We start from the raw sequence: 22,815 nt of genomic DNA, 5'->3' as shown, positions 1-22,815 counted from the left end.
GTTAGCGAAGGGGGCGACCGACGGCGTTTTCGAGTGCCGCGAAGGCCCGTTGCACGTCGTAGACAGCGGTGATGCGATCGGTTTCCGCGCGCTCGTAGTCGCCGCGCGCCTGCACGAGGTCGACGATGCTGATGGCGCCGACCCGATACCGTTCCTGCGCGAGCGAGAGCGCCGTGCGCGCCGTCCGCACATTCTCTTCCTGCAGGGCCACCGTCTGCTGCGCGTTGTTGAGCTGCAGGTAGGCGGCCGTCACGTCGGCCGAGATGCGCAGTTCCTGGAGGCGTACGTCGTGCTGCGCATTGCGCTGCTGCACGCTGGCCTGCTCGATCTGCTGCTCACGCCGGAACCCGTTGAAGATCGGCAACGAGAACGAGGCCGAGAGGCTGTAGGGGTTGCGCGTGAAGTCGAAAGGGTACTTGCCCTGCGAATCGCGGATGGCCTGTTCATCGGCCGGCGAGAAGGCCAGCGCCTGGCAGGCGCCGAGATTGTTGTCGAGTCCGAGCTTTGCGCGCACCTCCTCGCTGCGGATGCAGGAGCTCCGCTGGGACAGCACGCCGGCCTGTCCCTGCTGGATGAGCACGTCGGTGTTGGTGTACCGGTTCGTGAAGCCCGACAGACTGGCCGAGAGAGACAGCGACGGGATGTAGGCGCTCCGGGCGGACGCCACCGAACGACGCGCGCCCGACTCGCGTGTGCGTGCCGCGTCGAGCATGGGGTTGTCCCGCCGGGCGTTGTCGAGGACCTGTTGCAGATCCAGCGTGGGCGTCGGCGGCAGGGTGGGATCGAGCCGCGTTTCGAGCACGGCCGGCATCCCGAGGATCTGATAGAGCCGCACGATTTCGATGGCCGTCTGATTGCGCGCGTTGAGCGCCGCCACCCGCTGTTGCCCATGCGTCACTTCGGCACGCTGCACATCGAGCTGGGTGCCGGAGCCCACCTGCAGGCGGGCCTGGGCCAGTTGCAGCTGCGCCTCGGTGGTGACCAGCAGCGTGTCCTGCAACTGCGCGCGGGCCTGCTGCTGCAGCGCGGTCAGGTACTGCATCGTCACGTTGTTGCGCAGCGCCTGCTCGGCGGCCTGGATATCGAATTCGGTGGCCTCCTGACTGGCTTTGACCGCCCGACGGTCATTCAGCGAGGCCATGGAGAAGTTCATCTGGGCCGATGCGCCGACGTCGGTGGAGAGCTGGTCGTTCGTGGAGCCGAAGCCCTGACCCTGGAAGAACGTCTGACGGCCTTCACGATAGCCGCCGCCGAAGCTCGTCGAGAGACTGGGCAGGAGGGCACCGGTGGCCGCACGGGCGTTGGCCGCCGCCGTCCGGCGCGCATTGAGCGACTTCTGCAGATCCGGATTGTTCCGGCGCGCCAGCGCGAGGGCGTCGGTCAGGGTCAGGATCGCCCCCGTGGAGGCAGCCGGCTGGGCCGACGCCACCGAGGGCATCACGGCGCCTGCCAGACCGAGGGCCAGCACGACGGTCCGGACGAACACGTGAGAATTCACGGGAATCTTCATGGGGACAAGCTGGGGGAGGGAGATGGACAGGGGGGCCTACGCCCCACATGAAGGGTTTGTTTCAGGACTTTTGCATTCCTGGGACTGACAGCTGGAGCGGCCATGGACTTGAGGCTAGTCCCTCACGTTACGTGAGAAACAAGCCCACCCACACCAAGCCATAAGAAACACCGAATGACTCCATGGTTTGCCATGCCTCTCATCTCGGCACATCGTCCCGTCGGGCTTCCAGTCCCCGGGACGGGATCGTGATGCGCAGCAGCCGCCCCTCGGGGTCGGCCCACACCATCCGGATCTCGCTGGATGCGGTCACCACCCGCCAGCGTTGCGCGATCCGGCGGGCGCCGGCAATGGTGACGGTGTCGGCGGTGGCTTCCAGCACGATGTGGACTGCGCCCTGACTGTTGGCGGCCGGCGTGAGACTGGGACGGGTGGCCGCTTCCCCCGGCACCCGGAGCGGCATCCGCACGAGGAGGGCGTGCTGCACGAGGCCCTCGTCCTCGACGACCAGCGCGCCCGGTCGGAGCAGGTATTCGCGGGCCGCTTCGCCATTCACGCTGCGGGCGAGCGTCGTGAACCGTCCGCGGATACGCTGCCCGCCCAGGCGCAGCGTCTGCTCCGCGCCCTCTCGCTCCTCCAGGGAGTACCGGACCGGCGTGCCGGCCGAATCGGCCTCCAGCCGCATCGCCGTGCGGCGGTCTCCCTGCGCGGACTCGGCGCGCAGTTCGAACACCGCGCCATCCGCGCCCGCGAGTTGCTGGACGGAGAACTGTTCGCGGCCCACCCGCTGCCCACGCAGCAGGATCGTGAAACTGCCTTCGTCGAGTCGCTGTGGGGTCGCTCGCTGAGGCGTCTCAAGTGAGGACGCGGCGCCCGTCTGTCCGCGGCCCGTGGCCGGGGCCAGCAGATGGAGCAGGGGCAGCAGGGGAATGATCCGCCGCAGCACGCCGATCCTGACGCCGGGGAGGCTGCTGCGGCGCGGGACGCGGATGGTCGGCATCCCTGAAAGATAATCGAAGAGAATCGGGCACCCCCTTCGCCACTGACGCGCCTCCGGGGTATTGTGGGGCGATGCGTCCCCGGCTTCCGCTCGCCACACCCACCGATCGCTGGCCCGTTGCCTGGGTCTCGGCGGCGGCCGGCGCGTTGGTGGCCCTGGCTTACTGGCAACAGGATCCCGGCTGGTTGCGGCTGGGCATCGCCGCGCTGCTGACCGCCTGGGCCGGATGGTTGGTGTCCGGCGTGCGCGCGCCCCGTACGGTGGCGGTGCTGAGTGTGGCGGCGCTGGCCACGGCCGTGCTGATCGCGTCGAGTGACACCGCCACCCTGGTGGCGCTCCGGAAGAACTGGGCGGGGTGGTCGGCGGCGGAACGCGAGTCCCGGGCGCAGCGGGTGGCGGCGAGTCTCACCGACGTGGCCACCGTCCTGCGGGACGTGACGCAACAACTCGCCGCCGATTCCTCGCTGGGAGGGGAAGCCCGCGAGAGACGGGTGCGCACCCTCAGTCCACCGCTGCCGCGGGGCGTGGAGTCGGCGCTGCTGGTTTACCACCAGGGTGTACTGGTGGCGCGGGCGGGGCAGGCGCACACCGAATTTCCGGCCACCGATGTGCCAGGTGTGCGATTGATCGACGGGGCCTTTCACACATCGCTCGTGGCCCGTGCGCGCTCGGCCGATGGGAACGTGGAGGTCGTGTCGCTGGCGCTGGTGTCGTCGGCGCCGCCGGCGGACCGGTTCGCGCGGCCGCTGCTCAAGACCTTGCCGGGTGGCTTCGATGTGGCGCACACCATCGTCGAGAGTCCGGACAGTGTGCACGTGGAAGCGGGAACCACCGTCGTCGTGGTGCCCGACGGGCCCCGTCGGCTCGCCCGCGTGCGGGCCACGACGTTCACGGAAGGTGAAACGCGCTTGCGATACGAGCAGCAGGCGCGGTCGCGCACGAGTGTGGCGCTGGCGATCGCCATGATCGGCATTCTCGTCATCGCCTGGCGTCGTCCGGCGGGCACTCCGGAACGCATGGCCGCGGCCATCGCCGTGCTGGCGGGCGTTTCCATGACACCACTCACCGGGCTGTCGAATGTGTCGCCGCTGTTCGACCCGGCCAGCTATTTCGCGCCCATGGGGGGATCGCTCACGGCGACGGTGGCGGCCCTGCTCATCACGGCGGCTCTCGTGCTCGCGGTGCTGCTGTTCGCGCTGCGGGCCCGTGAAGGTCGGTATTCGCGCTTCCTGTCTATCAGTCTGGTGATCGCGCTGGCAGTCGGTGGACCGTTTCTGCTGCGCGATCTGGCGCGGGGGATTGCCCTGCCCGTGAGTGGCGCCGGATTCGGCTTGTGGATTGCCTGGCAACTGGCGCTGGCGCTCGTGGGCGCGGCCATTCTGCTGGCCGGCGCCACCGCGGGGCGTGCCGTCCTGGGGACCCGCCGTGGATTGCCGGCCACCGTGGCACCCATGATCGCGGCGATGAGCGGTGTGCTCGCGCCGGTGTTGTGGGACGCCCCCGGTGCGTGGCCGGCGTGGTATCCGGCGCTGTGGATTCTGGCCATCGCGACGCTGGCCATCACCCGACGCGGGTTGTCGCAGGTGGTCGCGGCGGCCGTCGTGGCCGGGACGGGCGCGGCCACCCTCACGTGGGGCGCCACCGTGCGGGCCCGTCTCGCGCTCGCGCAGCACGATCTCGAACGCATCGCGGCGGTCGATGACAATGCCCTGCGGTTGCTGGAACGGTTTTCGACGGCGCTGCGCGACGAGACCCGTCCGGTGCAACGCAGCGATGCGTTGCTGCGCCGGTACGCCGCCAGTGAACTCGCACTCGCGGGCTATCCCGCCCGTCTCGCACGATGGAGTCCCGAGTATCCCGACAGTGCGGTGTCCGTACTCGAACTGGCGCCGGTCAACGATACGTTGGGCGCCCAGGCGTATCTCGCCCAGCTCGCGCGGCAGAGCAACGCGCTCGAATTGCGCTTCGTGGACGATGGACCGACGACGCTCCTGATGGCGGCGGTGCCCGCGCCCGATGGCATCGTGACCACGATCGCGGTGCCACCGCGCACCCGATTGCTGCCGGTCGATCCCTTCGCGGCGTTCACCGGTGTGACGGGCGCCGTGGGCAATGCGCCGCCGTATCGGCTGGAGTTCACCGTGCCCAATGCCGGCGACAGTGTCCCGCGCGCCCTGAGCTGGCGCCGCCGCGCCGAATCCATGCACGGCGATGGCGTGGCGGGTGATGCGTCGGGTGTACGTGGCGTGCACGTGGAGGTCGAATTGCGCGGACTCGATGCGCTCGTGCCGCGTGGCGCCCTGCTCGTGCTCGTGGACGTCGGCGTGGTGATGCTGCTGTGGACCGCCACCGCGCTGGCCGATGGCGCACTCGGACGCTGGCTGCGGGTGCGTCGGGTACGCTGGTCCCGGTCGTATCGGGTGCGCCTGTCCGGAGCGCTGCTCATGTTCTTCATCGCGCCGGCGGCCATTTTTGCGTTGTGGGCGTGGTACCGCCTGCAGGACGATGATCGCGCCGCGCGTGAACTGCTGTTGCGCGAAACCCTGCGTGTGGCGTCCACCGAGCAGGAACAGCGCATGCTCGGCACCGTGCCGTCCAGCACCGGCGCCCCGCTCTTTCTGTATCAGCGCGGGATGCTCACCACCGCCAGCGATTCGCTGCTCGATGCGCTGGCGCCGTTGGGGCGCCTCACGCCGGTCACGTTCACGGACGAAGCGATCGCGGGGGAGGATCTCTTCACGACCCGGCGCATCACCGTGGGTCCGGTCAGCACGCTGGTCGGGTATCGTCGCGTGGGACGCCTCGACGAACCCGTGCGCGACGACGCCATGCTGGCCACGCCGGCGCGCGGTGACGAGTTCGCGCTCGATGCCCGCCGCGAGGATCTCGGCGTCCTGCTGCTCTTTGCCACCATGCTCGGAGCACTCGCGGCGGTGTGGTCCAGCGGGATCGCGGCCCGTTCGCTGGCCCGTCCCGTGGGTGTCCTGCGCGAGGCCGCCCTGGCGGTGGCTGCCGGACGTGATGCCCCCATGCTCGGCACTGCGCCGGCCACCGAATTCGCACCGGTGTATCGCGCGTTCGGGCGCATGGCGCAGGATCTCGCGACCAGTCGCGCAGCGCTCGAAGCCGCGCAGCGACGCACGGCCGCCGTCCTGCAGCACGTGGCCTCGGGGGTGCTCGCCATCGTCGACAATGGCGACATCATTCTGGCCAATCCGCGCGCGGAGACCATGCTGGGCGTCACGCTGTCCACGGGACGTGCGTCGTTGTGGCAACTGCCGCGCCTCTTCGACGATCTGGTCGCACGGGCGCGCCGGTTCCTCGTGGGCGACGCCGAGGAAGACGCGTTCGACCTGACCCTGCCCGGACGGCAACTGCGCGCACGTCTCACCAGGCTGCCCACCGGTGCGGTGCTCACGCTCGACGACATCACCGAACTCGCGTCGGCACAGCGCGTGCTCGCGTGGGGTGAGATGGCCCGGCAGGTCGCGCACGAGATCAAGAATCCGCTCACGCCCATCCGCCTGGGCGTGCAGCATCTGCGGCGCGCCTATCGTGACGGTCGCAGCGATTTTGGACAGATCCTCGATACCAATGTCGGTCGGGTGCTCGCCGAGATCGATCATCTCGACGAGATCGCACGCGCATTCAGTCGGTATGGAACCGCACCCGAGGACCGTACACCGGCGGTGTCGGTGGACGTGGCGCAGGTGGTGCGTGACGTAGTCGCGCTCGAGCGGCTGGGCGATGAAGAGCGGCGGGAGACGGTGCAGGGGACCGTGCAATGGATCGTGGAGATCGATCCGCGGCTGAACGGGGACACACTCGCGCTCGCGCTGCGTGATGAACTCCGCGAAGTGCTGATCAACCTGCTCGAGAACGCACGACTGGCGCAGGCGGGCACCGTGACGGTGCGTCTGTCGCCATGCAATGCTCCGGGTGTGCTCGAGGCCTGGCGGGAAGGGCGCGCCGACGGGTTGGCCATCGATGTGGTGGACGACGGTGTGGGAATTGCCGCCGACACGCTGCCGCGGGTGTTCGAACCGCATTTTTCGACCCGTACCAGCGGCAGTGGCCTGGGGCTCGCCATCAGCCGCCGCCTGATCGAGGGGTGGGGCGGGACGATCGGTATCGCCAGCACGCCCGGGACCGGCACCACCGTGCACATCGTGCTGCGTCGGGCCAATGATGGTCCCGAGGCGGGACGCGGGCTGCCGCATTACTCTTGAGCATGACCCCGATTTCTCCGAGTCACGACTACACGCCCACGGCGTGTCCGCCGCCGCATCTGGCGTCGTGGACATTGCCGCCGGGATGGTCGTGGGGAGACGAAGGGGTGCAGCGTGAGTACCGCCACTACCAGGAAGTGGTCGACGCGCTGGGGCGCTCGCTCTCACTGGTCAGCGCACTCGATCCTGAGCATGGGGACTGGCTCCGGAACGAAGCCCGTGCGCTGGCGCATCGCAATCATCCGTCGATCCCGACGACGTATCACTACTGGGCCTCGTACGCCGAGAGTCGCCGGGGCCCCGGATACCTGCGGCGCTGGATCAGTGGTGAAACCGTGTATTCGCGCGTCTCGCGTCTGGGCACGGAAGCCATTCCGTTCGCCCTGCAGGTGCTGCGTGAAGCGGCCAGCACGCTCGCCTATCTGCACGACACCGCGGCGGCACATGGCGCGGTGTCTCCCAGTACGATCTGGCTCACGCCGGGCGGCCGGCTGTGGCTGCTCGGATGGGAGTGGGTACTGCCGCGCGATCAGCGTCCCGCCGGACTCATTCCCGATGCCGCCCTCACTCCGTGGGCGCCGGAGTGGGAGCCGGGCGTCTGGCGGCCGACCGCGCTGTCCGATCAATGGCAGCTCGCGGCGATGATGTTCATGATGCTCACGGGAGAGACGGCGCCCGAACACGATGTGCCGCCGATCGCGCTGCTGCGTCCCGACTGTCCGCAGGCGCTCGCCACGGTGCTCGAGCGCGCACTGATGCCCGATCCGGCGCAGCGGTATCCCAGCATTGCGACCATGCTGCGGGAACTCGATCGTCATGTGTCGGTACGGCCGGTCATCATCGAACCGGAAGACGACGAACTGCCGAAGGAACTCGATTCACCCGAGGCCCGACTGCGGTGGGTGACGGCGGACGACTACGAAATTCTCTCGCCGCTGGGGCAGGGCATGTTCGGCAGTGTCTGGCGCGCGCGCGATCTGTCGTTGTCGCGGGAAGTGGCCATCAAGGTGCTGCATCCGCACATCGCCCGGGACGATGTGGCCGTGGCCCGCTTCCGTCGCGAAGCCCGGCTCGCCGCGCAACTGGCCCATGCGGCCATCGTGCCGATCTACGAGAGCGACAGCCGTGGCGGTGTGGTGTGGTACACCATGGAACTCGCCGAAGGTGGCTCGGTGGCCGATCTCGTGTCCCGGCGCGGTCCCCGTTCGTTCGAGGAGATCGCGCCGCAGGTGGATGAAGTGCTCGAGGCGCTGCATGCCGCGCACACCAGCGGCATCATCCATCGCGATCTCAAACCCGAAAACATTCTCATCGATCGCTACCGTCGCTGGCGCATTGGCGACTTCGGCATTGCCTACGCACTGGGCGACGAGAAAGTGGGCACATCAGGCACGCCGTCGTTTGCCGCGCCGGAACAACTGCTGGGGGAAGCGCAGGGACCGGCCACCGATTGTTACGCGCTGGCCAGCATCGTGTACTTCGTGCTCACGGGTCGGCCGCCGTTCGGGGATGGTCCCGCGGCGACCGTGCTGGCGCGGCAGTTGTCGGACGGTATGTCCGATCAGTTGCGTGAGGAAGGATTTCCCGACGAACTGGCGGCGTGGCTCGCGCGCGGACTCGCGCAGCGGGTGGAGGATCGGTTCGAGGACGCCGAGGAGATGCGCGCGGCGTGGCGGCAGGTGGTGCGCAGTATCCGCCGGGCGGAGGATCAACGGCCGTGGTGGCGACGCCTGCTGGAAGGGATCGGCGACGACGAGGAGCGGGAGCCCGTGCAGGACTGGTAGGCGCAATACCCATGCGTAGCATGGCCGTTGCACCTGCGCGTTACGCCTGAGTGTCACGCCTGAGTGTCACGCCACGTGGGGCGTTTGCGCACCGGGTGTGAACGTGGACGGGCTTCCCGACGAAGCCACCGGCAAGGACAGCACCGTGGCGCGGGCCACGGCGGCCACGCTGGCCGGCACACGCGTCGGCACGTTGGCCGGCATGGCGGGTGCGGTCTCACCACTCATCCTCGTGAGACGACGCCGACGCTTGCGCTGATACAGCAACTGATCGGCCCGGGCGAGCAGTTCGGAAATCCCGGCGGTATCCGTCGGGCGAACACGCGTGAAGCCCACCGTGAGTCCGACGGGAACCGGAAACGCACCCGAGGCATTGAGAACGGACAGCCGCTCGTCCACACGTCGCTGAATGGCCCGCGCGCCCGCGCCATCCGCATCGAGCGCCAGCACGGTGAATTCATCACCGCCCAGTCGTCCCACGACATCGCAGTCACGCACGGTGTCCTGCAGCAGTCTGCCCACGGCGGCCAGCACCCGATCGCCCACCGCGTGCCCATGGGTATCGTTGATCTGCTTGAAATCATCCATGTCCGCGTACATCACGACCGCGTCCTTGCCCTGACGTCGCGCGATACGCAGTTGCTGTTCCGCGAGCGCCATGAACCCGCGCCGGTTGTACAGACGCGTGAGATCGTCCACGAGGGAGGCGCGCCGCAACCGACGTTCCTCGCGCTTCTGCGCCGAGATGTCACGCAAAGTGACGGCCAGACCATCCGATGTGGGAATGGCCTGATGCAGCAGCCAACTGGCCGCCACCAGTCGACGGTTCACCCGGGTCTCTTCGATGAGCGGCGTGTGCATCACGAGGGCGTCGGCGTATCGCTCGAAGAGGGAAGCCCCGAGCGGTGCAGGGAGGTCACGGCGCAGACGCCGGCCGACCAGTTCGCGGCGACCACCATACAGCAGGACGGACCCACTGCCATTGACATCGGTGATTTCGAAGTCGGTCAACTCGCCATCGGTATCGCGTATCGCCCGCAGCAGGAACATGCCGTCCATGTTGCCGTGCATGGCTTCCTGCAGGCGACGCATGCGATCGCGCAGCGCCACGTCGTCCTGCATGCGATGCAGCAGTTCCCGATGCAGCAGATGCCACCCTCCGATGGCCATCAGCAACGACAGCGCGCCAAGAAATGGTGCCGTGCTGACGAAGCTGGGAACCGTCAGGGATTCGACGGACCCGAAGAGGATGGCGGCGGAGATCAGGGAGAGCGTTCCCCAGAACGTGGCCCGCAGGACGATGCGGTCGAGCATGGATGGCGTGGGCGGGGTGAAGAAGAGCCGGCGGGTGTTGCCGATCCCTCGCCGTTTGGAGCATCCGCACGGCATGTCCCCGATTAGCAACAGCCATGCCATGACCGGGAGACGCCCCGTCAACCACGGAATTCCAGTGTGGAAAAGTCTGTCAAGTCGTTGTTTTACAAAGCATTGGATGCGCCCGACAGAGCAGTCCCTTTTGGTCCGGACCGCAATCGGCCGTCGTGATCACGCGTGGGGACGAAAGGGCCTTACTGCCGAGCTTAGATGTCGTGCCGCACGGAAAAAATGGCCGCCCTCGTCGTCTCCTCGCTACGGCTGCTCACCCAGCAGCATCCGCGTTTCCAGGGCGGCATGGCGCTCCATCGACGAGCGGTCGGGCGTGAGCAGTGACACCACGATCCCGGTGAGAAACGCCAGAGGGATGGTCACCAAGGCCGGGTTCTTGAGCGGGAAGATGGCGGCACTCTTGTGCAGCAGGTCCACCTGCACGGCGGGTGACAGCACGATCAGCACCAGTGTGGCCGTCGTGCCGACGACCATGCTGGCCGTCGCGCCGGCCGTGCTCGTGCGTCGCCAGAACACACTCAACACGAGCGCGGGGAAGTTCGCGCTCGCCGCAATGGCGAATGCCAGGCCCACCATGAAGGCCACGTTCTGGCCTTTGAAGGCCACACCGAGGGCGATGGCCACGAGCGCCAGTACGATCGTGGCGAGGCGCGCCACCCGGAGTTCTTCGCCCGGACGCGGATGCCCGCGTCGTATGACACTCGACCAGAGATCGTGTGAGATGGCGGCGGCTCCCGACAGCGCGAGCCCCGCCACGACCGCCAGAATCGTGGCGAAAGCCACCGCGGCGATGAAGCCCAGGAACGCCCGCCCGCCCAGCAACTCGGCCAGCATCGGCGCCGCCATGTTGCCGCCGGCGTCGATGGACTTGATCACCTCAGGTGTCACCAGCACCATCGCGCCGAACCCCAGCACGAACGTCATCAGGTAGAACAACCCGATGAGTCCCGTGGCGATGAACACCGAGCGGCGCGCCGCGCCCGCATCGGGCACGGTGTAGAAGCGCATGAGGATGTGTGGCAGTCCTGCCGTACCGAACATCAACGCCAGCCCGAGCGATACCGCGTCGAACGGATTGGAGACGAGCGAACCCGGTGACAGTACACGTTCCCCATGCTGTGCCGCGGCCGCCGCAAACAATGCGCGCGGATCGAAATCGAAACGCGCCAGCACCAGTGTGGCCAGCAGGGCGGCCCCACCGAGCAGCAGCACGGCTTTGACGATCTGCACCCATGTCGTGGCGAGCATGCCGCCGAAGAGCACGTAGGCCATCATCGCCAGTCCGACGATGATCACGGCGGTTTCGTACGGAATGCCGAACAGCAGACGAATGAGACTGCCCGCGCCCACCATCTGCGCGATGAGATAGAACGCGATCGTGGCCAGCGTCCCGTACGCGGCGCTGATGCGGACCGGCACGGGATCGAGACGGGCCGCCACCACGTCCGCAAACGTGTAACGTCCGAGATTCCGCAGCGGTTCGGCGATGAGGAAGAGCACGATGGGCCATCCCACCAGCCAGCCCGTGGAGTAGATCAGTCCATCGAATCCACTCGTGGACACCAGGCCGGCAATGCCCAGAAAGGACGCTGCGCTCATGTAGTCACCGGCGAGCGCGAAGCCGTTCTGTCCCGCGGTCACCGAACGGCCCGCGGCATAGAAGTGTTCGGCCGTGCGGGTCCGGCGCGCGGCCCACCAGGTGATGCCCAGCGTGATGGCGATGAAGATGCCGAAAAACGCGATCGCGACCGGATCCGGTGTGCCGAACCGCGGAGTCGCCGATGCGCCCGCATTTGCCGCTGCCGCCTGGAGGAGTGCCGCAGAAAATGTCCTCATCGCGTCGTGCCTCCATCCGCAGCGCCCGCGCGATGCTGCGTGCGATCCTGCTCCCGATGCTGCTCCCGAAGGGCGTGCAGGGCCGGGTCGTACACCCGGTTGGCCCAGGACACGTACACCCAGGTCAGCAACCAGGCCGTCACGATCACGAGCGCGCCGAGCAGGATGCCCAGCGACAGACCGTCGGTCAGCAGTCGTCCGAGGAGCGCCGGATCGAACGCCACGAGCAGGATGAAGCCGAAGTAGACGACCACCATGGCCGTGGTGAGCAACAGGGCCACTCGGCGGCGCTGGGCGGCGATGCGTCTGGTCGCTTCAGAAAGATCGGGCGATGGCATGGCAGGAGGGACGCAGGGCGGCGCAGTCCGGACGTGGAACCTGAAACGCGGACGTCATGGCGCGCGAAGGTACGGGGAGGTGATCTTATGCGATAGGGGCGGGGGCCGGTCAGGCCGTCGCCACCGATCTGCCATCGCTGATGAGTCTTCCCCGGATCCACCGTGAGTCCTTCGTGAGCATTCGCCCGTGAGCATTCGCAAGTTCATCGCCGTCGCTGCCCTCATGAATGCGATGGTGGCGCTGTATCTGCATCTCTGGAAGCTCGGACTCACCGGGTCACTCGCCTGCTCGGGCGCCGGTGGATGTGCGTATGTGCAGGGCAGCCGCTATGGATGGTTCCTGGGTGTGGATGTCGCGCTCATCGGAACGGTGGGGTATCTGCTGATCTTCCTCGTGGCGGTCGTGGGATCACTCGCCCAGTTCGAGGACGCCCGCTGGCCCAATCAGTTGTTGCAACTGCTCGTCTGGCCGGCGGTGCTCTTCACGCTCCGGCTCAAGTACGGCGAATTCATCGTGCTGAAGGGCTTCTGCCCCTGGTGCGCCGTGTCGGCGGTGACGATCACCCTGTTCGCCATTCTGGTGATTCGTGATGCCCGCCGCGTGCGGCGTCTCGCTGCGGAAACGTGACATCCGGCGGTGCGATGCCGCCGGCGCGTTTCAGGGAACTTCGGTCTCGCCGAGCATGACGGCGTGCCAGTGCTTCATCTCTTCGAAGATCGGATAGCCCGGCATCGTACGCACCACCCGTCCATTGCGGTCGACGGCGATGAACGTGGGCGTGCCGGCAGAGCGGAAGGTGAGCACCACCTGTTCCGCGCTGCCCACGGGGCCCACGAGATGGGCGCCGGTGATCTTCTCCTGTGCGAGCATCGGTACCCCTTCGGACGCGCCCTCGAGCGTGAGCACGGTCAGACGCGGCAACGGCCGTCCCTGTGACAGTGTCCCGATGTCCTTGAGCGACTTCTTGCACCAGGGACAGGTCCGGGAACTGATCATGATGATCGCCGGCTGATCGGGCGTCAGCAGCGGCACCGTGTTGCCCTGCAGATCCTTCACCTTCACGGTGCCGAGCGCATCCTGGAGACGGGGCGCGCTCTCCGGTGCCGTGTCGGTGCCGGCCACGACTCCATGGTCCCGCAGGAGACTCGCGCCCGTCTGCTCCGCGCGCCGTTCCGCCGTCGCCCGGCGGGCGACGAGCGTGACGCAGGTGAGCACCACGAGTGCGAGAACGAGATTGCCGAAGCGGGGAATGCCACGCATGACTGAAAGATACACCGGACATCGTGATTCGGTGTCGCCAGCCGCCGCCGCTCCTCTCCGGAGCGCCCCGGTCAGCCCGATCCGTCTGCCGGGGAGCGCGTGCTGAAAGCCGTGGCGACGATCCAGTCGTCATCCAGATGCCACTGCGCGCGCACCTCGATGTCGGTGCCGGCGAGTTCGGGGAGGAGCAGCGTCACGGACATGGCGCCGGATGTGGCGCCCGTCTCGCGGAGTGCGAGTTCGACCTCGGTGAAACGCACGTAGCGGTGCACGAACGGATCGATGGCCTTGTAGACGGCCTCCTTGATCGCGAAGTGCACCAGGACGGCCTCCCGTTCCACCAGGGCGTCTTCCCGGCGATCCTGCAGCGACTGGAGTTCCCGCGCCGTGAGGATGCGTCGGGCAATGCTGGGACGCCCGAGATCGGCTGGTGTGGGGCGATGTTCGAGATCCACTCCCACGAATTGCAACCGGTCATTGGGCCCCGCCGGCCTCGGCGCCATCACGGCCAGTGCCAGCGATGCCTTGTGGGTGATCGAACCCGATACCGTGTGGGGCAGAGCCGGCGCGCCTCGGTCGTTGCGCAGAATGGAGAGATCCGCCGTGCTGCGGGGCCCGTCATTCCCACTTTCTCCCATTACCTCACGCAGCGCATCACGCAGCGCGAGGCGTCCGGCCACGAAGGTGCCCCGTCGGCTCTCCGGCAGTGCCCGGGCCAGGGCGGCTTCATCGGCGTGGAGTCGCCCGGCCTCCACCAGCGCCTGGATTCCGGTGTCTCCGCGCAGGGCATCCTTCACGGGTTCGCTGCGCAGTACACTGCCGCCCAGATGCGTCAGGAGCGGCGCGCGTGCCAGTTGCAGCGACGGAGACGGAGCACGATCGGTGTGGCGCATGACGAAAGATAGAGCGACGGCTGGAAACCGCTGGTCTTTGAGACCGTTATTCAGACGGTCCTCCAGGTCTCCTTCAGGCCTCCTTCAGATGCGCACGCGATTGGCCGCCCGTGTGACCACGTTGCCCGCCAGCAACCCGGCGGCGAGCGAGATGCCGATGATCGCCAGACGGAACGCCGTGGCAATGCCGGTCTCCACTTCCTGGCCCAGCAGCGAGGTCACCGATCGCAGGCCGATGGACCCCGGAACGAGAATGAGCAGTCCCGGCACCTGCGTCACCATCGCCACGCGGTGTTTCATGCGCGCGAAGAGATTGCTGCCCGCGCTGACGACCATCGCGCCGAGAAAGGCGCCGAGTTCCTCGCCCATGCGGGCGCCGGCGAACTTGGACGTGAGATAGGCCGCTGCACAGGCGATGACGATGGGCGCGGCATCGCGGGGCTGAGCCTTGAGCAGCACCATGAACGCCAGCGGGGCAACGAGCAGCGCGAGCCACTCGCTCCACGCTGGCAGCGGCGCGCGCGATGAAATGTCGGCGAGCATCGGCAGCCAGTGGCTCAGGTCGCGCCCCAGTGCCGACCCGGTCTTGACACCCAGCGCGATGCCGAAGCCCAGCCCCAGAAATGTCACGAGGGCGCCACTCAATCTCGCGGTGCCCGAAGACAGGTGACGCGTGGACAGTTCCGTGAGTGCCACCGTGAACGTGAGGCCGGGCAGCATGATCACGAGGCCGGCGAGCGATGTGAGATAGCCCGAACTGGTGCGCAGGAGTGCATCCAGCGCGAAGGCGACGGTGGTCACCACGAACGCGGCGGTCGGCTCGGTCACATGGCGCGTGCTCTCCCGTCGGCCCAGGACGGTGGCCACCAGGGCGGTGAGCAGCCCCAGGAGGGCTGCCACCAGCACATCGCCGGTTCGCACTTTCAGGAAACACGCCACGGCGGCCGACGACAGCACGAACGCCACGGGTTGCAACCATGCCGCGTAGATCGGCGGTTCGCGGTCGAGCGCGTTGATGCGCACCAGCCCCTCGCGCGGTGAGATCTCCCGGTCGACGACCTGCCGGGTGATCTCGCCGAGGGTGGCGAGATGTCCGAGATTCGTCTCGCCGGGTTCGACCCGCAGTAGATGGACCTGTTGGGCGTCGACCGAGCCCACGCCCATCATGATGCTGGTGGGGGTGGTGAAGAAGTTCGTCTGCAGGCCCAGTTGCCTGGCCGCCGCGGAGAGCGCCGCCTCGAGGCGATGGGCGGGCGTTCCATGTTGATGCAGGGCGCGCGCGAGTTCCAGGATGAAGTGACTCGCGGCTGCGGCCCGCTCCTTGGTGGGCTCCTTCTCGAAGAGTGGCAGATCCAGGCTGGCGGTCCCGTCGGTCATGGTGCGGAGCGTACGTGCGCCGCTGTCATCACGCAACCTCGTGGACGAAACGATCGCGGGACGATGCGGAAACGTCGGGTGCGCCCCGTCTGCCGTGTCGGAAAAGCGTCCGTGATGTGTGCGGACAGCCGCACTGTGGATCCGTCGCCGTGACGGTATCTTTCACATTGCGGTATTTCATGCACGTGTCGCGCGTGGGACGCCGGAGAATCCGGTCCGCTGCGCGACGGTACGGCGCCCTTTGCGCCGCAGATTCACCGTTTCCGACATGTTCCGTACGTTTGCTCGCCGAGTGGCGCCGTTGGTCGGCGCCATGCTCCTCGCTGCCGGTTGCAACTCCGATTCGACACCGGACATTCCTTCCAATCCGGCGGTCGAAGTCTACGCCTCGTCACTCGGGGTCAACATCGCCCAGATGACGAAGAAGAATGACAACCTGTACTACCAGGACCTGACCGTGGGCACCGGATCGGAAGCGATCGCGGGTCGTTCCATCGATGTGCGCTACACTGGCTGGTTGATCAATGGCACGCGATTCGACTCCAACGTGGGTGGCGCGTTGCTCACCTTCACGCTGGGCACCGGCTGGGTCATCAGTGGCTGGGATCAGGGGCTCGTGGGCATGAAGGCCGGTGGCAAGCGCAAACTCGTGATCGGCTCGTCGCTCGGCTACGGTCGCGCCGGGTCGGGCGCGATCCCACCCAATTCCACGCTCGTCTTCGACGTGGAACTGATCGCGGTGCGTTGATGCCGGCGCGCACGCTGCTCGTCGCCTTCGTGGCGCTTCCGCTGGCGACGTCCGTCGCCCTGCGGACATCACCGGTCGACGGGGAGGACCTGCGGGTTCGTCCGTCGGCGGTGCATGCCCAGCCCGCGGATTCGTTCGATCTGCTCATCGTGGGCGGGTCGGTCATCGATGGCACGGGCAGCGCGGCGCGGGTGTTGGACGTGGGCGTGCGCGGAGACCGGATCGTGGCGCTGGGGGCCTCGCTGCCACGCGCGCGGGCGAAACGGATCGTCGAAGCGCGGGGCCGGGTGGTCTCACCCGGCTTCATCGATCTTCATGCGCATCTCGAACCGCTGCTGCAACTGCCGCTCATGGAGAGTGCGCTTCGGCAGGGCGTGACACTTGCGCTGGGCGGTCCGGATGGCGGCTCGCCATTGCCGCTCGGTCCGTATCTCGATTCGGTGACGAGCGTGAAGCCGGGCATCAATGTGGCCTATCTGGTGGGCCACAACGACATTCGCCGCCGGGTCATGGGCATGGAGGCCCGAGCGCCGCGCGCCGACGAACTCACGCGCATGCGGCAGCTGGTGGCGGCGGCGATGGGGCAGGGCGCATTCGGTCTGAGCACCGGGCTGCTCTATCTGCCCGGCACCTACTCCAACATCGACGAAGTGGTCGCGCTGGCGCAGGCCGCGAGCGACAGCGGCGGCATCTACACCTCGCATCTGCGCAAGGAAGGCATCGGCCTGCTCGATGGCGTGGGGGAAGCGCTGGAAATCGGACGGCGCGCGAAGATCCCCGTGGTGCTCACGCATCACAAGGCGGTGGGTCAGCAGATGTGGGGCAAGAGCGTGATCACGCTGGCGATGGTCGACAGCGCGCGCAAAGCCGGCACCGATGTGATGATCGATCAGTATCCCTACACGGCCACCCACACCGGCATCGGCGTGCTGGTGCCGAGTTGGGCGATGGCCGGCGGTAACGCCGAGTTCCGCAAGCGCCTCGCGGTGCCCGCGCTCAGGGACAGCATTCTGCGCGGTATCGTCGACAACATTCTCAATGACCGTGGCGGCGGCGATCTCGCGCGGGTGCAGTTCTCCCGCGTGACCTGGGATCGTTCGCTGGAAGGCAAGACACTCAAGGACTGGGCGTTGCGCGAAAAACGTGAGCCCACGCCCGAGCAGGGCGCGCAACTGGTGCTCGAAGCCATGCTGAAGGGCGGCGGCAACGCGATCTACCATGTGCTCGACGAGCAGGACGTGCGCCGCATCATGGTGCATCCGCAGACCATGATTGCCAGCGACGGACGTCTTTCGCAGCCGGGCGACGGACATCCGCATCCCCGCGCCTACGGTACGTTCCCGCGGGTGCTTGGCGAGTACGTGCGCACACAGCGGTTGCTGTCACTCGAGACCGCGGTGCACAAGATGACGCAGATGCCCGCGCAGCGGCTCGGCCTGAACGATCGTGGCGTGCTGCGGGTGGGTGCGTATGCCGATGTGGTGGTGTTCGACGCCGCGACGGTGAAGGACCAGTCGACCTTCACGGAGCCGCACCAGTATCCCGTGGGCATCGAGACGGTCATCGTGAACGGCACGGTGTCGGTGCAGGACGGTAAACCCACCGGCGTGCGGGCGGGGCGGGTGGTGCGGCACGGTAGTTCGCGGTGATGGCGAGCCAGAGCATTCTCTTGGACAGCCGCCACGTAGACATAACGTGCCGTGAGAGCCAATAATTAGAGGTTGGTCGCGCCAGGCGACCGTTTGTCCCGCCGGCACCTCGTCGGTCCCACCGGCCTTCCGGTCTCTCCCACCGGTCATTCTCATGGCTCCTGTTTCACGTTTTCGCCGGCCCGTCGTGGGCCGGCTGATGGCACCGGCGTCCGCCCTCGGGTTGGCACTGCTGTTGCCGAACACCGCCACCGCGCAGCGTCGCGGTCTCGACGATTCCGATGTGATGCGCCTCAAGGCGGTCGGCAGTGTCGCGCTCTCACCCGATGGCTCCCGGGTCCTGTACACGGTCTCGGGCTGGGAACATCCCAATGCGCGCGGCGATACTGCACTCGGCGATCGTCACGAGCGTCGCTCGCATGTCTTCATGGTGCCTGCGACCGGTGGTGACGCGCGGCAGCTCACCTATGGCGAACGGGGGGAGTCGCAGCCCGCATGGTCGCCCGACGGCAACACGATCGCCTTCGTCGCGGCCCGCGGTACGGGCACCGGCGACGATGCCCCGCGTCCACAGATCTGGCTGTTGCCCGCGCAGGGTGGGGAAGCGCGGCAGTTGACGACGCTGAAGGATGGGGTGTCCGGCTACGCCTGGTCGCCCGATGGTTCGAAGATCGCGGTGTTGACCACCGACACCCTGTCCCGCGAAGCGGAAGCGAAGCGTCGTCGTCGCGATGATTCACAGGTGTACGAAGGCGAGTTCCGTCTGAGTCACATCTGGGTGGTCGACGCCACGACGGGTTCGGCTTCGCGTGTGACCTCGGGCAACTTCACCGTGAACGGCGCACCGAGCTGGTCGCCCGATGGCGCGCGTCTGGCGTTCCTGGCCGGCCCCACCACGCTCATTCGTGATGAACGCCACGATGCCTATGTCGTGGACATCGCCTCGAAGCAGCTCGATCGCATCACCACCGGTGGCGACGCCGAGACCGCGCCGCAGTTCTCGCCCGACGGCAAGCTGCTCGCGTTCACCATGATTCCGCACGAGTTCGCGCCGCACAAAGACGGTATCCCGCCACGGACGCTGCGCAATGGGCGTGTGACCACGTTCGATCTCGCGACCCGCACGCTGACCAATCACGCCCGTCCCGATTTCGATGTGAGCGCGGGCGCGGTGCGCTGGTCACCCGATGGCAGGGAGCTCTGGTTCACGGCCAGTGACCGGGTCTACCAGTCCGTGTATTCCTACGATCTCGCCAGCAAGCAGTACACGAAGCGGACGAAGGACCTGCTGGTCGCCGGTCTCTCGCCCAGCAAGGACGGCAGCCGCATCGCGTTCGTGCTCAACACGCCGGAGTGGCCGGCCGAGGTGTACGTGCAGGACGGGTTCGCGGGAACGCCGAAGCGCCTGACCAACACGAATCCGTGGATTGCCGAACGTTCGCTTGGTGCGCAGCGCGTCATGACGTGGAAGAGCAAGGACGGCCGCGAAGTGGAAGGTGTCCTGCTGCTGCCCGTGGGCTATCAGGAAGGGGCCAAGGTGCCGCTCGTGGTGTCCGCGCACGGTGGTCCGACCAGTGCACACACCAATGGCTTCCGACTCGGCACCGATCCCGGGCAGACCTGGGCGGCACGGGGATGGGCCGTGCTCTATCCCAATCCGCGCGGTTCCACGGGATACGGTGAGTGGTGGATGCGCGCCAACACCGGCGACTGGGGTGGTGGCGACTATCGCGACATCATGACCGGTGTGGATGAACTCATCAAGCGCGGCATTGCCGATTCCACCCGCATGGCGTTCGAAGGCTGGAGCTATGGTGGCTACATGACCAGTTGGGTCGTGTCGCAGACCGGCCGGTTCAAGGCGGCCATGATGGGCGCTGGTCTGCCTTCGCTGCTGTCGATGGCCGGTACGACGGACATTCCGGGTTACATCAACACCTTCTTCGGACAGCCGCAGTACGATGGTTCCATCGTGAACCCGAGCATTCGCAAATTCCTCGAGCGCTCCGGTATCTCCTACAGCGATCGCATCACGACACCGTTGCTCATTCTGCACGGCAGCAACGACGAGCGTGTGCCCATCGGCCAGCCCATGGAGTTCTACCGGGCCCTCAAGGATCGTGGCAAGACCACGGAGCTGGTGTTCTATCCGCGTGAAGGGCACGGATTCGCCGAGTACTACCATCAGCTCGATCGCATGAAGCGCGAATACGAGTGGATCGAGCGGTACACGCTGGGAACGGGACAGAAGACCGCGATGTAGATGTTTCCGACGCGGTTGTCGAAGGGCCGGCGTGTTGCGCCGGCCCTTTTGTATTTCCGATTCTCGGTGTTTCAGGGCATTCATTCCCTTCCGATGTTCCGAAGCGTTTCCGGATCTTCCGCGTGTTTTTCGCCATGCACGCGTATTTTCGATGACACACGTCCGGTCGGAGCATGCTATCGTCGCTCCATGCTGGCCGCCGCTCCCTCCGCCGCCGTACTTGGCATCGATGCCCTCGATATTCTGGTCGAGGTGCATGTAGCCAACGGGCTACCTCAATGGACGCTCGTCGGATTGGCAGCAACGGCCGTGAAGGAAAGCCGCGACCGCGTGCATGCGGCATTGGTGAACAGCGGGTTCGCGGTACCCAGCCGGCGCGTGACGGTGTCGCTCACGCCTGGGGATGTGCAGAAGCAAGGCACCGCGTTCGATCTGCCCATCGCGCTCGCCGTGCTGGCGGCGAGCGGCCAACTGCCGGCCGATGTGCTGGCCACCACGTGCGCGATCGGTGAACTGGGACTCGATGGACAACTCCGGCCGGTGCGCGGGGTGTTGGCTGTGGCGCGGCATGTGGCTGCGACCAGTGACGCCCTGCTCATCGTGCCGCCCGACAATCTGCAGGAAGCGCTGCGTGTACCGGGCGCCCGGGCGATGGGGCCACGCACATTGGCCGAATTGGTGGCCGCCCTGCGCGATGGCACGGCGCGCAGCGATATCCGCATCCGCCGCTCCAGTGTCCGGTCGGTCGGGACGCCGGACCTGGGCGATGTGATGGGCCAGGCACTGGCCGTCCGTGCTGTCGAGATAGCCGCCGCCGGCGCGCACAACCTCCTCTTGCAAGGTCCACCCGGTGCCGGCAAAACCATGCTCGCCAGACGCATGCCGGGTATCCTGCCTCCCCTCGATGACCAGGAGGCACTGGAAGTGCTGGCCATTCACTCCGTGGCCGGAATGCTCGGGCCGGACGAACAGGCCGCCATCGATCTCGGTCGTCCGTTCCGCGCGCCACATCATTCGGTGAGTCAGGCCGGCCTCATCGGAGGCGGCAGCTGGCCCAGGCCCGGTGAGGTCAGTCTCGCTCACCACGGCGTACTGTTCCTCGACGAGTTGTCGCTCTTTCCGCGGCACACGCTCGAGGCCCTGCGTCAGCCTCTCGAAGACGGCGCCGTGGTGGTAGCACGAGCCGCCCGCGCGGTACGATTCCCCTCGCGCTTTGCCCTGGTTGCCGCCAGCAATCCGTGCCTGTGCGGCTATGCGGGATCGGAAGACAGATCATGCCGCTGCTCCGTCGCCGAACTCGAACGCCATCGCGCACGGCTTTCCGGTCCATTGGCCGACCGCATCGATCTGCATGTGCACGTGCGGCGTGTGCCACCCGAAACCCTGTCCCTGCAGCCCGCGCCGGAATGTTCGGCGACCATACGCCAACGGGTGATCGCCGCCCGCGAACGACAACGACTGCGCTACGCACACCTCCCGTCGCCCTCGCACACGGGCGCCACCCCTTTCACCAACGCGTCCGCGCCTTCCCGCCTCATCGCTCCCGCCTCCCGGCTCGAACCCGATGCCCGCGCCCTTCTCGTACGCGCCGCCGATCGCCTCACACTCTCGGCGCGTGCCTACCACCGCGTGCTGCGGGTCGCCCGGACCGTTGCGGATCTCGATGACACGGATGTCGTGACCCGACAGCACCTGGCCGAAGCCCTGCGCTATCGCGCCACGTACCACGGCCACGAGGTGACCGCATCAGACACCGTCACGGGATGACCGCATCAGACACCGCCGTGAGCGGCTTTCGCCCCGGCCCGTGAAGGCTGCGCGAACAACCCGTACAGCACGATATCGAGGTGGGTCTCCAGATACCGGGGCAGGTCGCTGAAGCCGGGGTCGAACGGAGCCAGCGATGCACGGTGCACCGAGGCCCACGTCAATGGGGCCATCAACACCAATGCCACCTGCTCGGCGTCGATCCGCCGGAACTCGCCCGACGCCATCCCCCGCTTCAGCACGGTCATGCAGATACGTCGAGCCCGCACCTGGATCTCCTCGACGAGGAGCTGGGCCATCTCGGGAAAGTGCGCGGCCTCGGCGACCATCAGCCACAAGACGCCACTCGCGGGCGTCGCGCCGAACTCGTGCCACCATCCGAGCATGAGCTCCTTCAGCAAGGCGGCTGCGCTGTCGTGACGCCCCTGCAAGCGCTGCTCCGCAAAGGCGATGGCCGGCGCCACCGCTTCTTTCACCACGGCCTCCAGCAGCGCTTCCTTGTTCCGGTAATACACGTACAGCGTGCCCGGACGCACGCCGGCATGCCGGGCGACATCGATCATGCGCGTCTCGCGGAATCCCTGCTGCAGAAACAGATCGCGCGCCGCACTCAGGATCTCCTGCGGACGCTCCGTTTTCCGACGCTGCCAGCGTGGACCCGCTCCGGGAAGACCGGCAACACGTTCCGATTCCAAGTCGTCTCCGGATGCTGTCGCTGCCGCCCTGGGCGTTGGCGTGGGCGAGGCCTTCCGGCGCTTCGATTCGGCCGGTCGT

General features: G+C 67.2%; 16 protein-coding genes. 7 read left to right on the top strand and 9 right to left on the bottom strand.

The window, feature by feature from the left end; genetic code table 11:
- Position 1: 1 nt before the first annotated feature.
- Together WG208_RS09685 and WG208_RS09680 are read right to left on the bottom strand one after the other, a co-directional pair.
- On the bottom strand, positions 2-1,510 hold the full coding sequence (locus tag WG208_RS09685) for a TolC family protein (RefSeq protein WP_337171136.1): 1,509 nt from the start codon (positions 1,508-1,510) through the stop codon (positions 2-4).
- Between the two features lie 199 nt (positions 1,511-1,709).
- Entirely contained in the window at positions 1,710-2,510 is an 801-nt protein-coding gene (locus tag WG208_RS09680) for a hypothetical protein (RefSeq protein ID WP_337171135.1), read from the bottom strand.
- Positions 2,511-2,581: 71 nt separating this feature from the next.
- Between WG208_RS09680 and WG208_RS09675 the strand changes: the two genes are divergently transcribed.
- Both WG208_RS09675 and WG208_RS09670 read left to right on the top strand, forming a co-directional pair.
- Positions 2,582-6,739, top strand: coding sequence for an ATP-binding protein (locus tag WG208_RS09675; protein WP_337171134.1), 4,158 nt, complete (start codon positions 2,582-2,584; stop codon positions 6,737-6,739).
- A gap of 2 nt (positions 6,740-6,741) precedes the next feature.
- Complete coding sequence (locus WG208_RS09670) at positions 6,742-8,523, top strand: serine/threonine-protein kinase (RefSeq protein ID WP_337171133.1); 1,782 nt, start codon at positions 6,742-6,744, stop codon at positions 8,521-8,523.
- 66 nt (positions 8,524-8,589) lie between these two features.
- On the opposite strand, the gene WG208_RS09665 is transcribed toward WG208_RS09670, so the two are convergent.
- The 3 genes from WG208_RS09665 to WG208_RS09655 all read right to left on the bottom strand — a co-directional run bounded on the left by WG208_RS09665 (position 8,590) and on the right by WG208_RS09655 (position 12,083).
- On the bottom strand, positions 8,590-9,837 hold the full coding sequence (locus WG208_RS09665) for a GGDEF domain-containing protein (protein WP_337171132.1): 1,248 nt from the start codon (positions 9,835-9,837) through the stop codon (positions 8,590-8,592).
- Positions 9,838-10,152: 315 nt separating this feature from the next.
- Complete coding sequence (locus tag WG208_RS09660; RefSeq protein ID WP_337171131.1) at positions 10,153-11,745, bottom strand: sodium/solute symporter; 1,593 nt, start codon at positions 11,743-11,745, stop codon at positions 10,153-10,155.
- Positions 11,742-12,083 (bottom strand): DUF485 domain-containing protein, encoded by a 342-nt coding sequence (locus WG208_RS09655; protein WP_337171130.1) that lies wholly within the window; start codon positions 12,081-12,083, stop codon positions 11,742-11,744. The genes WG208_RS09660 and WG208_RS09655 overlap by 4 nt, the downstream gene beginning before the upstream one ends.
- Before the next feature lie 187 nt (positions 12,084-12,270).
- On the opposite strand from WG208_RS09655, the gene WG208_RS09650 reads away from it, so the two are divergent.
- Positions 12,271-12,711 (top strand): vitamin K epoxide reductase family protein, encoded by a 441-nt coding sequence (locus tag WG208_RS09650; RefSeq protein WP_337171129.1) that lies wholly within the window; start codon positions 12,271-12,273, stop codon positions 12,709-12,711.
- Positions 12,712-12,741: 30 nt separating this feature from the next.
- Here WG208_RS09650 and WG208_RS09645 read toward each other — a convergent pair whose 3' ends face one another.
- The 3 genes from WG208_RS09645 to WG208_RS09635 form a co-directional block, all read right to left on the bottom strand.
- Complete coding sequence (locus tag WG208_RS09645; RefSeq protein WP_337171128.1) at positions 12,742-13,344, bottom strand: hypothetical protein; 603 nt, start codon at positions 13,342-13,344, stop codon at positions 12,742-12,744.
- A gap of 71 nt (positions 13,345-13,415) precedes the next feature.
- Entirely contained in the window at positions 13,416-14,237 is an 822-nt protein-coding gene (locus WG208_RS09640; RefSeq protein WP_337171127.1) for a 4'-phosphopantetheinyl transferase superfamily protein, read from the bottom strand.
- An 84-nt stretch (positions 14,238-14,321) separates the two neighbouring features.
- Positions 14,322-15,614 carry a threonine/serine exporter family protein gene (locus WG208_RS09635; protein WP_337171126.1) on the bottom strand — a complete coding sequence of 431 codons (1,293 nt, stop codon included), beginning with the start codon at positions 15,612-15,614 and terminating at the stop codon, positions 14,322-14,324.
- Between the two features lie 313 nt (positions 15,615-15,927).
- Here WG208_RS09635 and WG208_RS09630 point away from each other — a divergent pair, with 313 nt between their 5' ends.
- The 4 genes from WG208_RS09630 to WG208_RS09615 all read left to right on the top strand — a co-directional run bounded on the left by WG208_RS09630 (position 15,928) and on the right by WG208_RS09615 (position 22,041).
- The gene (locus tag WG208_RS09630) at positions 15,928-16,362 is read left to right on the top strand and encodes an FKBP-type peptidyl-prolyl cis-trans isomerase (protein WP_337171125.1); all 435 of its coding nucleotides are present in this window, start codon (positions 15,928-15,930) and stop codon (positions 16,360-16,362) included.
- Positions 16,362-18,011 (top strand): D-aminoacylase, encoded by a 1,650-nt coding sequence (locus WG208_RS09625; protein WP_337171124.1) that lies wholly within the window; start codon positions 16,362-16,364, stop codon positions 18,009-18,011. The genes WG208_RS09630 and WG208_RS09625 overlap by 1 nt, the downstream gene beginning before the upstream one ends.
- Before the next feature lie 199 nt (positions 18,012-18,210).
- Complete coding sequence (locus WG208_RS09620; RefSeq protein ID WP_337171123.1) at positions 18,211-20,274, top strand: S9 family peptidase; 2,064 nt, start codon at positions 18,211-18,213, stop codon at positions 20,272-20,274.
- A 189-nt stretch (positions 20,275-20,463) separates the two neighbouring features.
- Complete coding sequence (locus WG208_RS09615) at positions 20,464-22,041, top strand: YifB family Mg chelatase-like AAA ATPase (RefSeq protein WP_337171122.1); 1,578 nt, start codon at positions 20,464-20,466, stop codon at positions 22,039-22,041.
- A 5-nt stretch (positions 22,042-22,046) separates the two neighbouring features.
- Here WG208_RS09615 and WG208_RS09610 read toward each other — a convergent pair whose 3' ends face one another.
- Positions 22,047-22,736 (bottom strand): TetR/AcrR family transcriptional regulator, encoded by a 690-nt coding sequence (locus tag WG208_RS09610; RefSeq protein WP_337171121.1) that lies wholly within the window; start codon positions 22,734-22,736, stop codon positions 22,047-22,049.
- Between the last annotated feature and the right edge of the window lie 79 nt (positions 22,737-22,815).

It is taken from the genome of Gemmatimonas aurantiaca (assembly GCF_037190085.1).
In the GTDB taxonomy this organism is placed as follows: Bacteria; Gemmatimonadota; Gemmatimonadetes; order Gemmatimonadales; family Gemmatimonadaceae; genus Gemmatimonas; species Gemmatimonas aurantiaca_A.
This window is presented reverse-complemented; position numbering and strand designations above follow the sequence as displayed.

What these genes read in the sequence shown, in the direction of transcription:
- WG208_RS09685 (WP_337171136.1), bottom strand. Translation starts at nt 1,510, where the DNA reads ATGAAGATTCCCGTGAATTCTCACGTGTTCGTCCGGACCGTCGTGCTG.
- WG208_RS09680 (WP_337171135.1), bottom strand. Translation starts at nt 2,510, where the DNA reads ATGCCGACCATCCGCGTCCCGCGCCGCAGCAGCCTCCCCGGCGTCAGG.
- WG208_RS09675 (WP_337171134.1), top strand. Translation starts at nt 2,582, where the DNA reads ATGCGTCCCCGGCTTCCGCTCGCCACACCCACCGATCGCTGGCCCGTT.
- WG208_RS09670 (WP_337171133.1), top strand. Translation starts at nt 6,742, where the DNA reads ATGACCCCGATTTCTCCGAGTCACGACTACACGCCCACGGCGTGTCCG.
- WG208_RS09665 (WP_337171132.1), bottom strand. Translation starts at nt 9,837, where the DNA reads ATGCTCGACCGCATCGTCCTGCGGGCCACGTTCTGGGGAACGCTCTCC.
- WG208_RS09660 (WP_337171131.1), bottom strand. Translation starts at nt 11,745, where the DNA reads ATGAGGACATTTTCTGCGGCACTCCTCCAGGCGGCAGCGGCAAATGCG.
- WG208_RS09655 (WP_337171130.1), bottom strand. Translation starts at nt 12,083, where the DNA reads ATGCCATCGCCCGATCTTTCTGAAGCGACCAGACGCATCGCCGCCCAG.
- WG208_RS09645 (WP_337171128.1), bottom strand. Translation starts at nt 13,344, where the DNA reads ATGCGTGGCATTCCCCGCTTCGGCAATCTCGTTCTCGCACTCGTGGTG.
- WG208_RS09640 (WP_337171127.1), bottom strand. Translation starts at nt 14,237, where the DNA reads ATGCGCCACACCGATCGTGCTCCGTCTCCGTCGCTGCAACTGGCACGC.
- WG208_RS09635 (WP_337171126.1), bottom strand. Translation starts at nt 15,614, where the DNA reads ATGACCGACGGGACCGCCAGCCTGGATCTGCCACTCTTCGAGAAGGAG.
- WG208_RS09630 (WP_337171125.1), top strand. Translation starts at nt 15,928, where the DNA reads ATGCTCCTCGCTGCCGGTTGCAACTCCGATTCGACACCGGACATTCCT.
- WG208_RS09625 (WP_337171124.1), top strand. Translation starts at nt 16,362, where the DNA reads ATGCCGGCGCGCACGCTGCTCGTCGCCTTCGTGGCGCTTCCGCTGGCG.
- WG208_RS09620 (WP_337171123.1), top strand. Translation starts at nt 18,211, where the DNA reads ATGGCACCGGCGTCCGCCCTCGGGTTGGCACTGCTGTTGCCGAACACC.
- WG208_RS09615 (WP_337171122.1), top strand. Translation starts at nt 20,464, where the DNA reads ATGCTGGCCGCCGCTCCCTCCGCCGCCGTACTTGGCATCGATGCCCTC.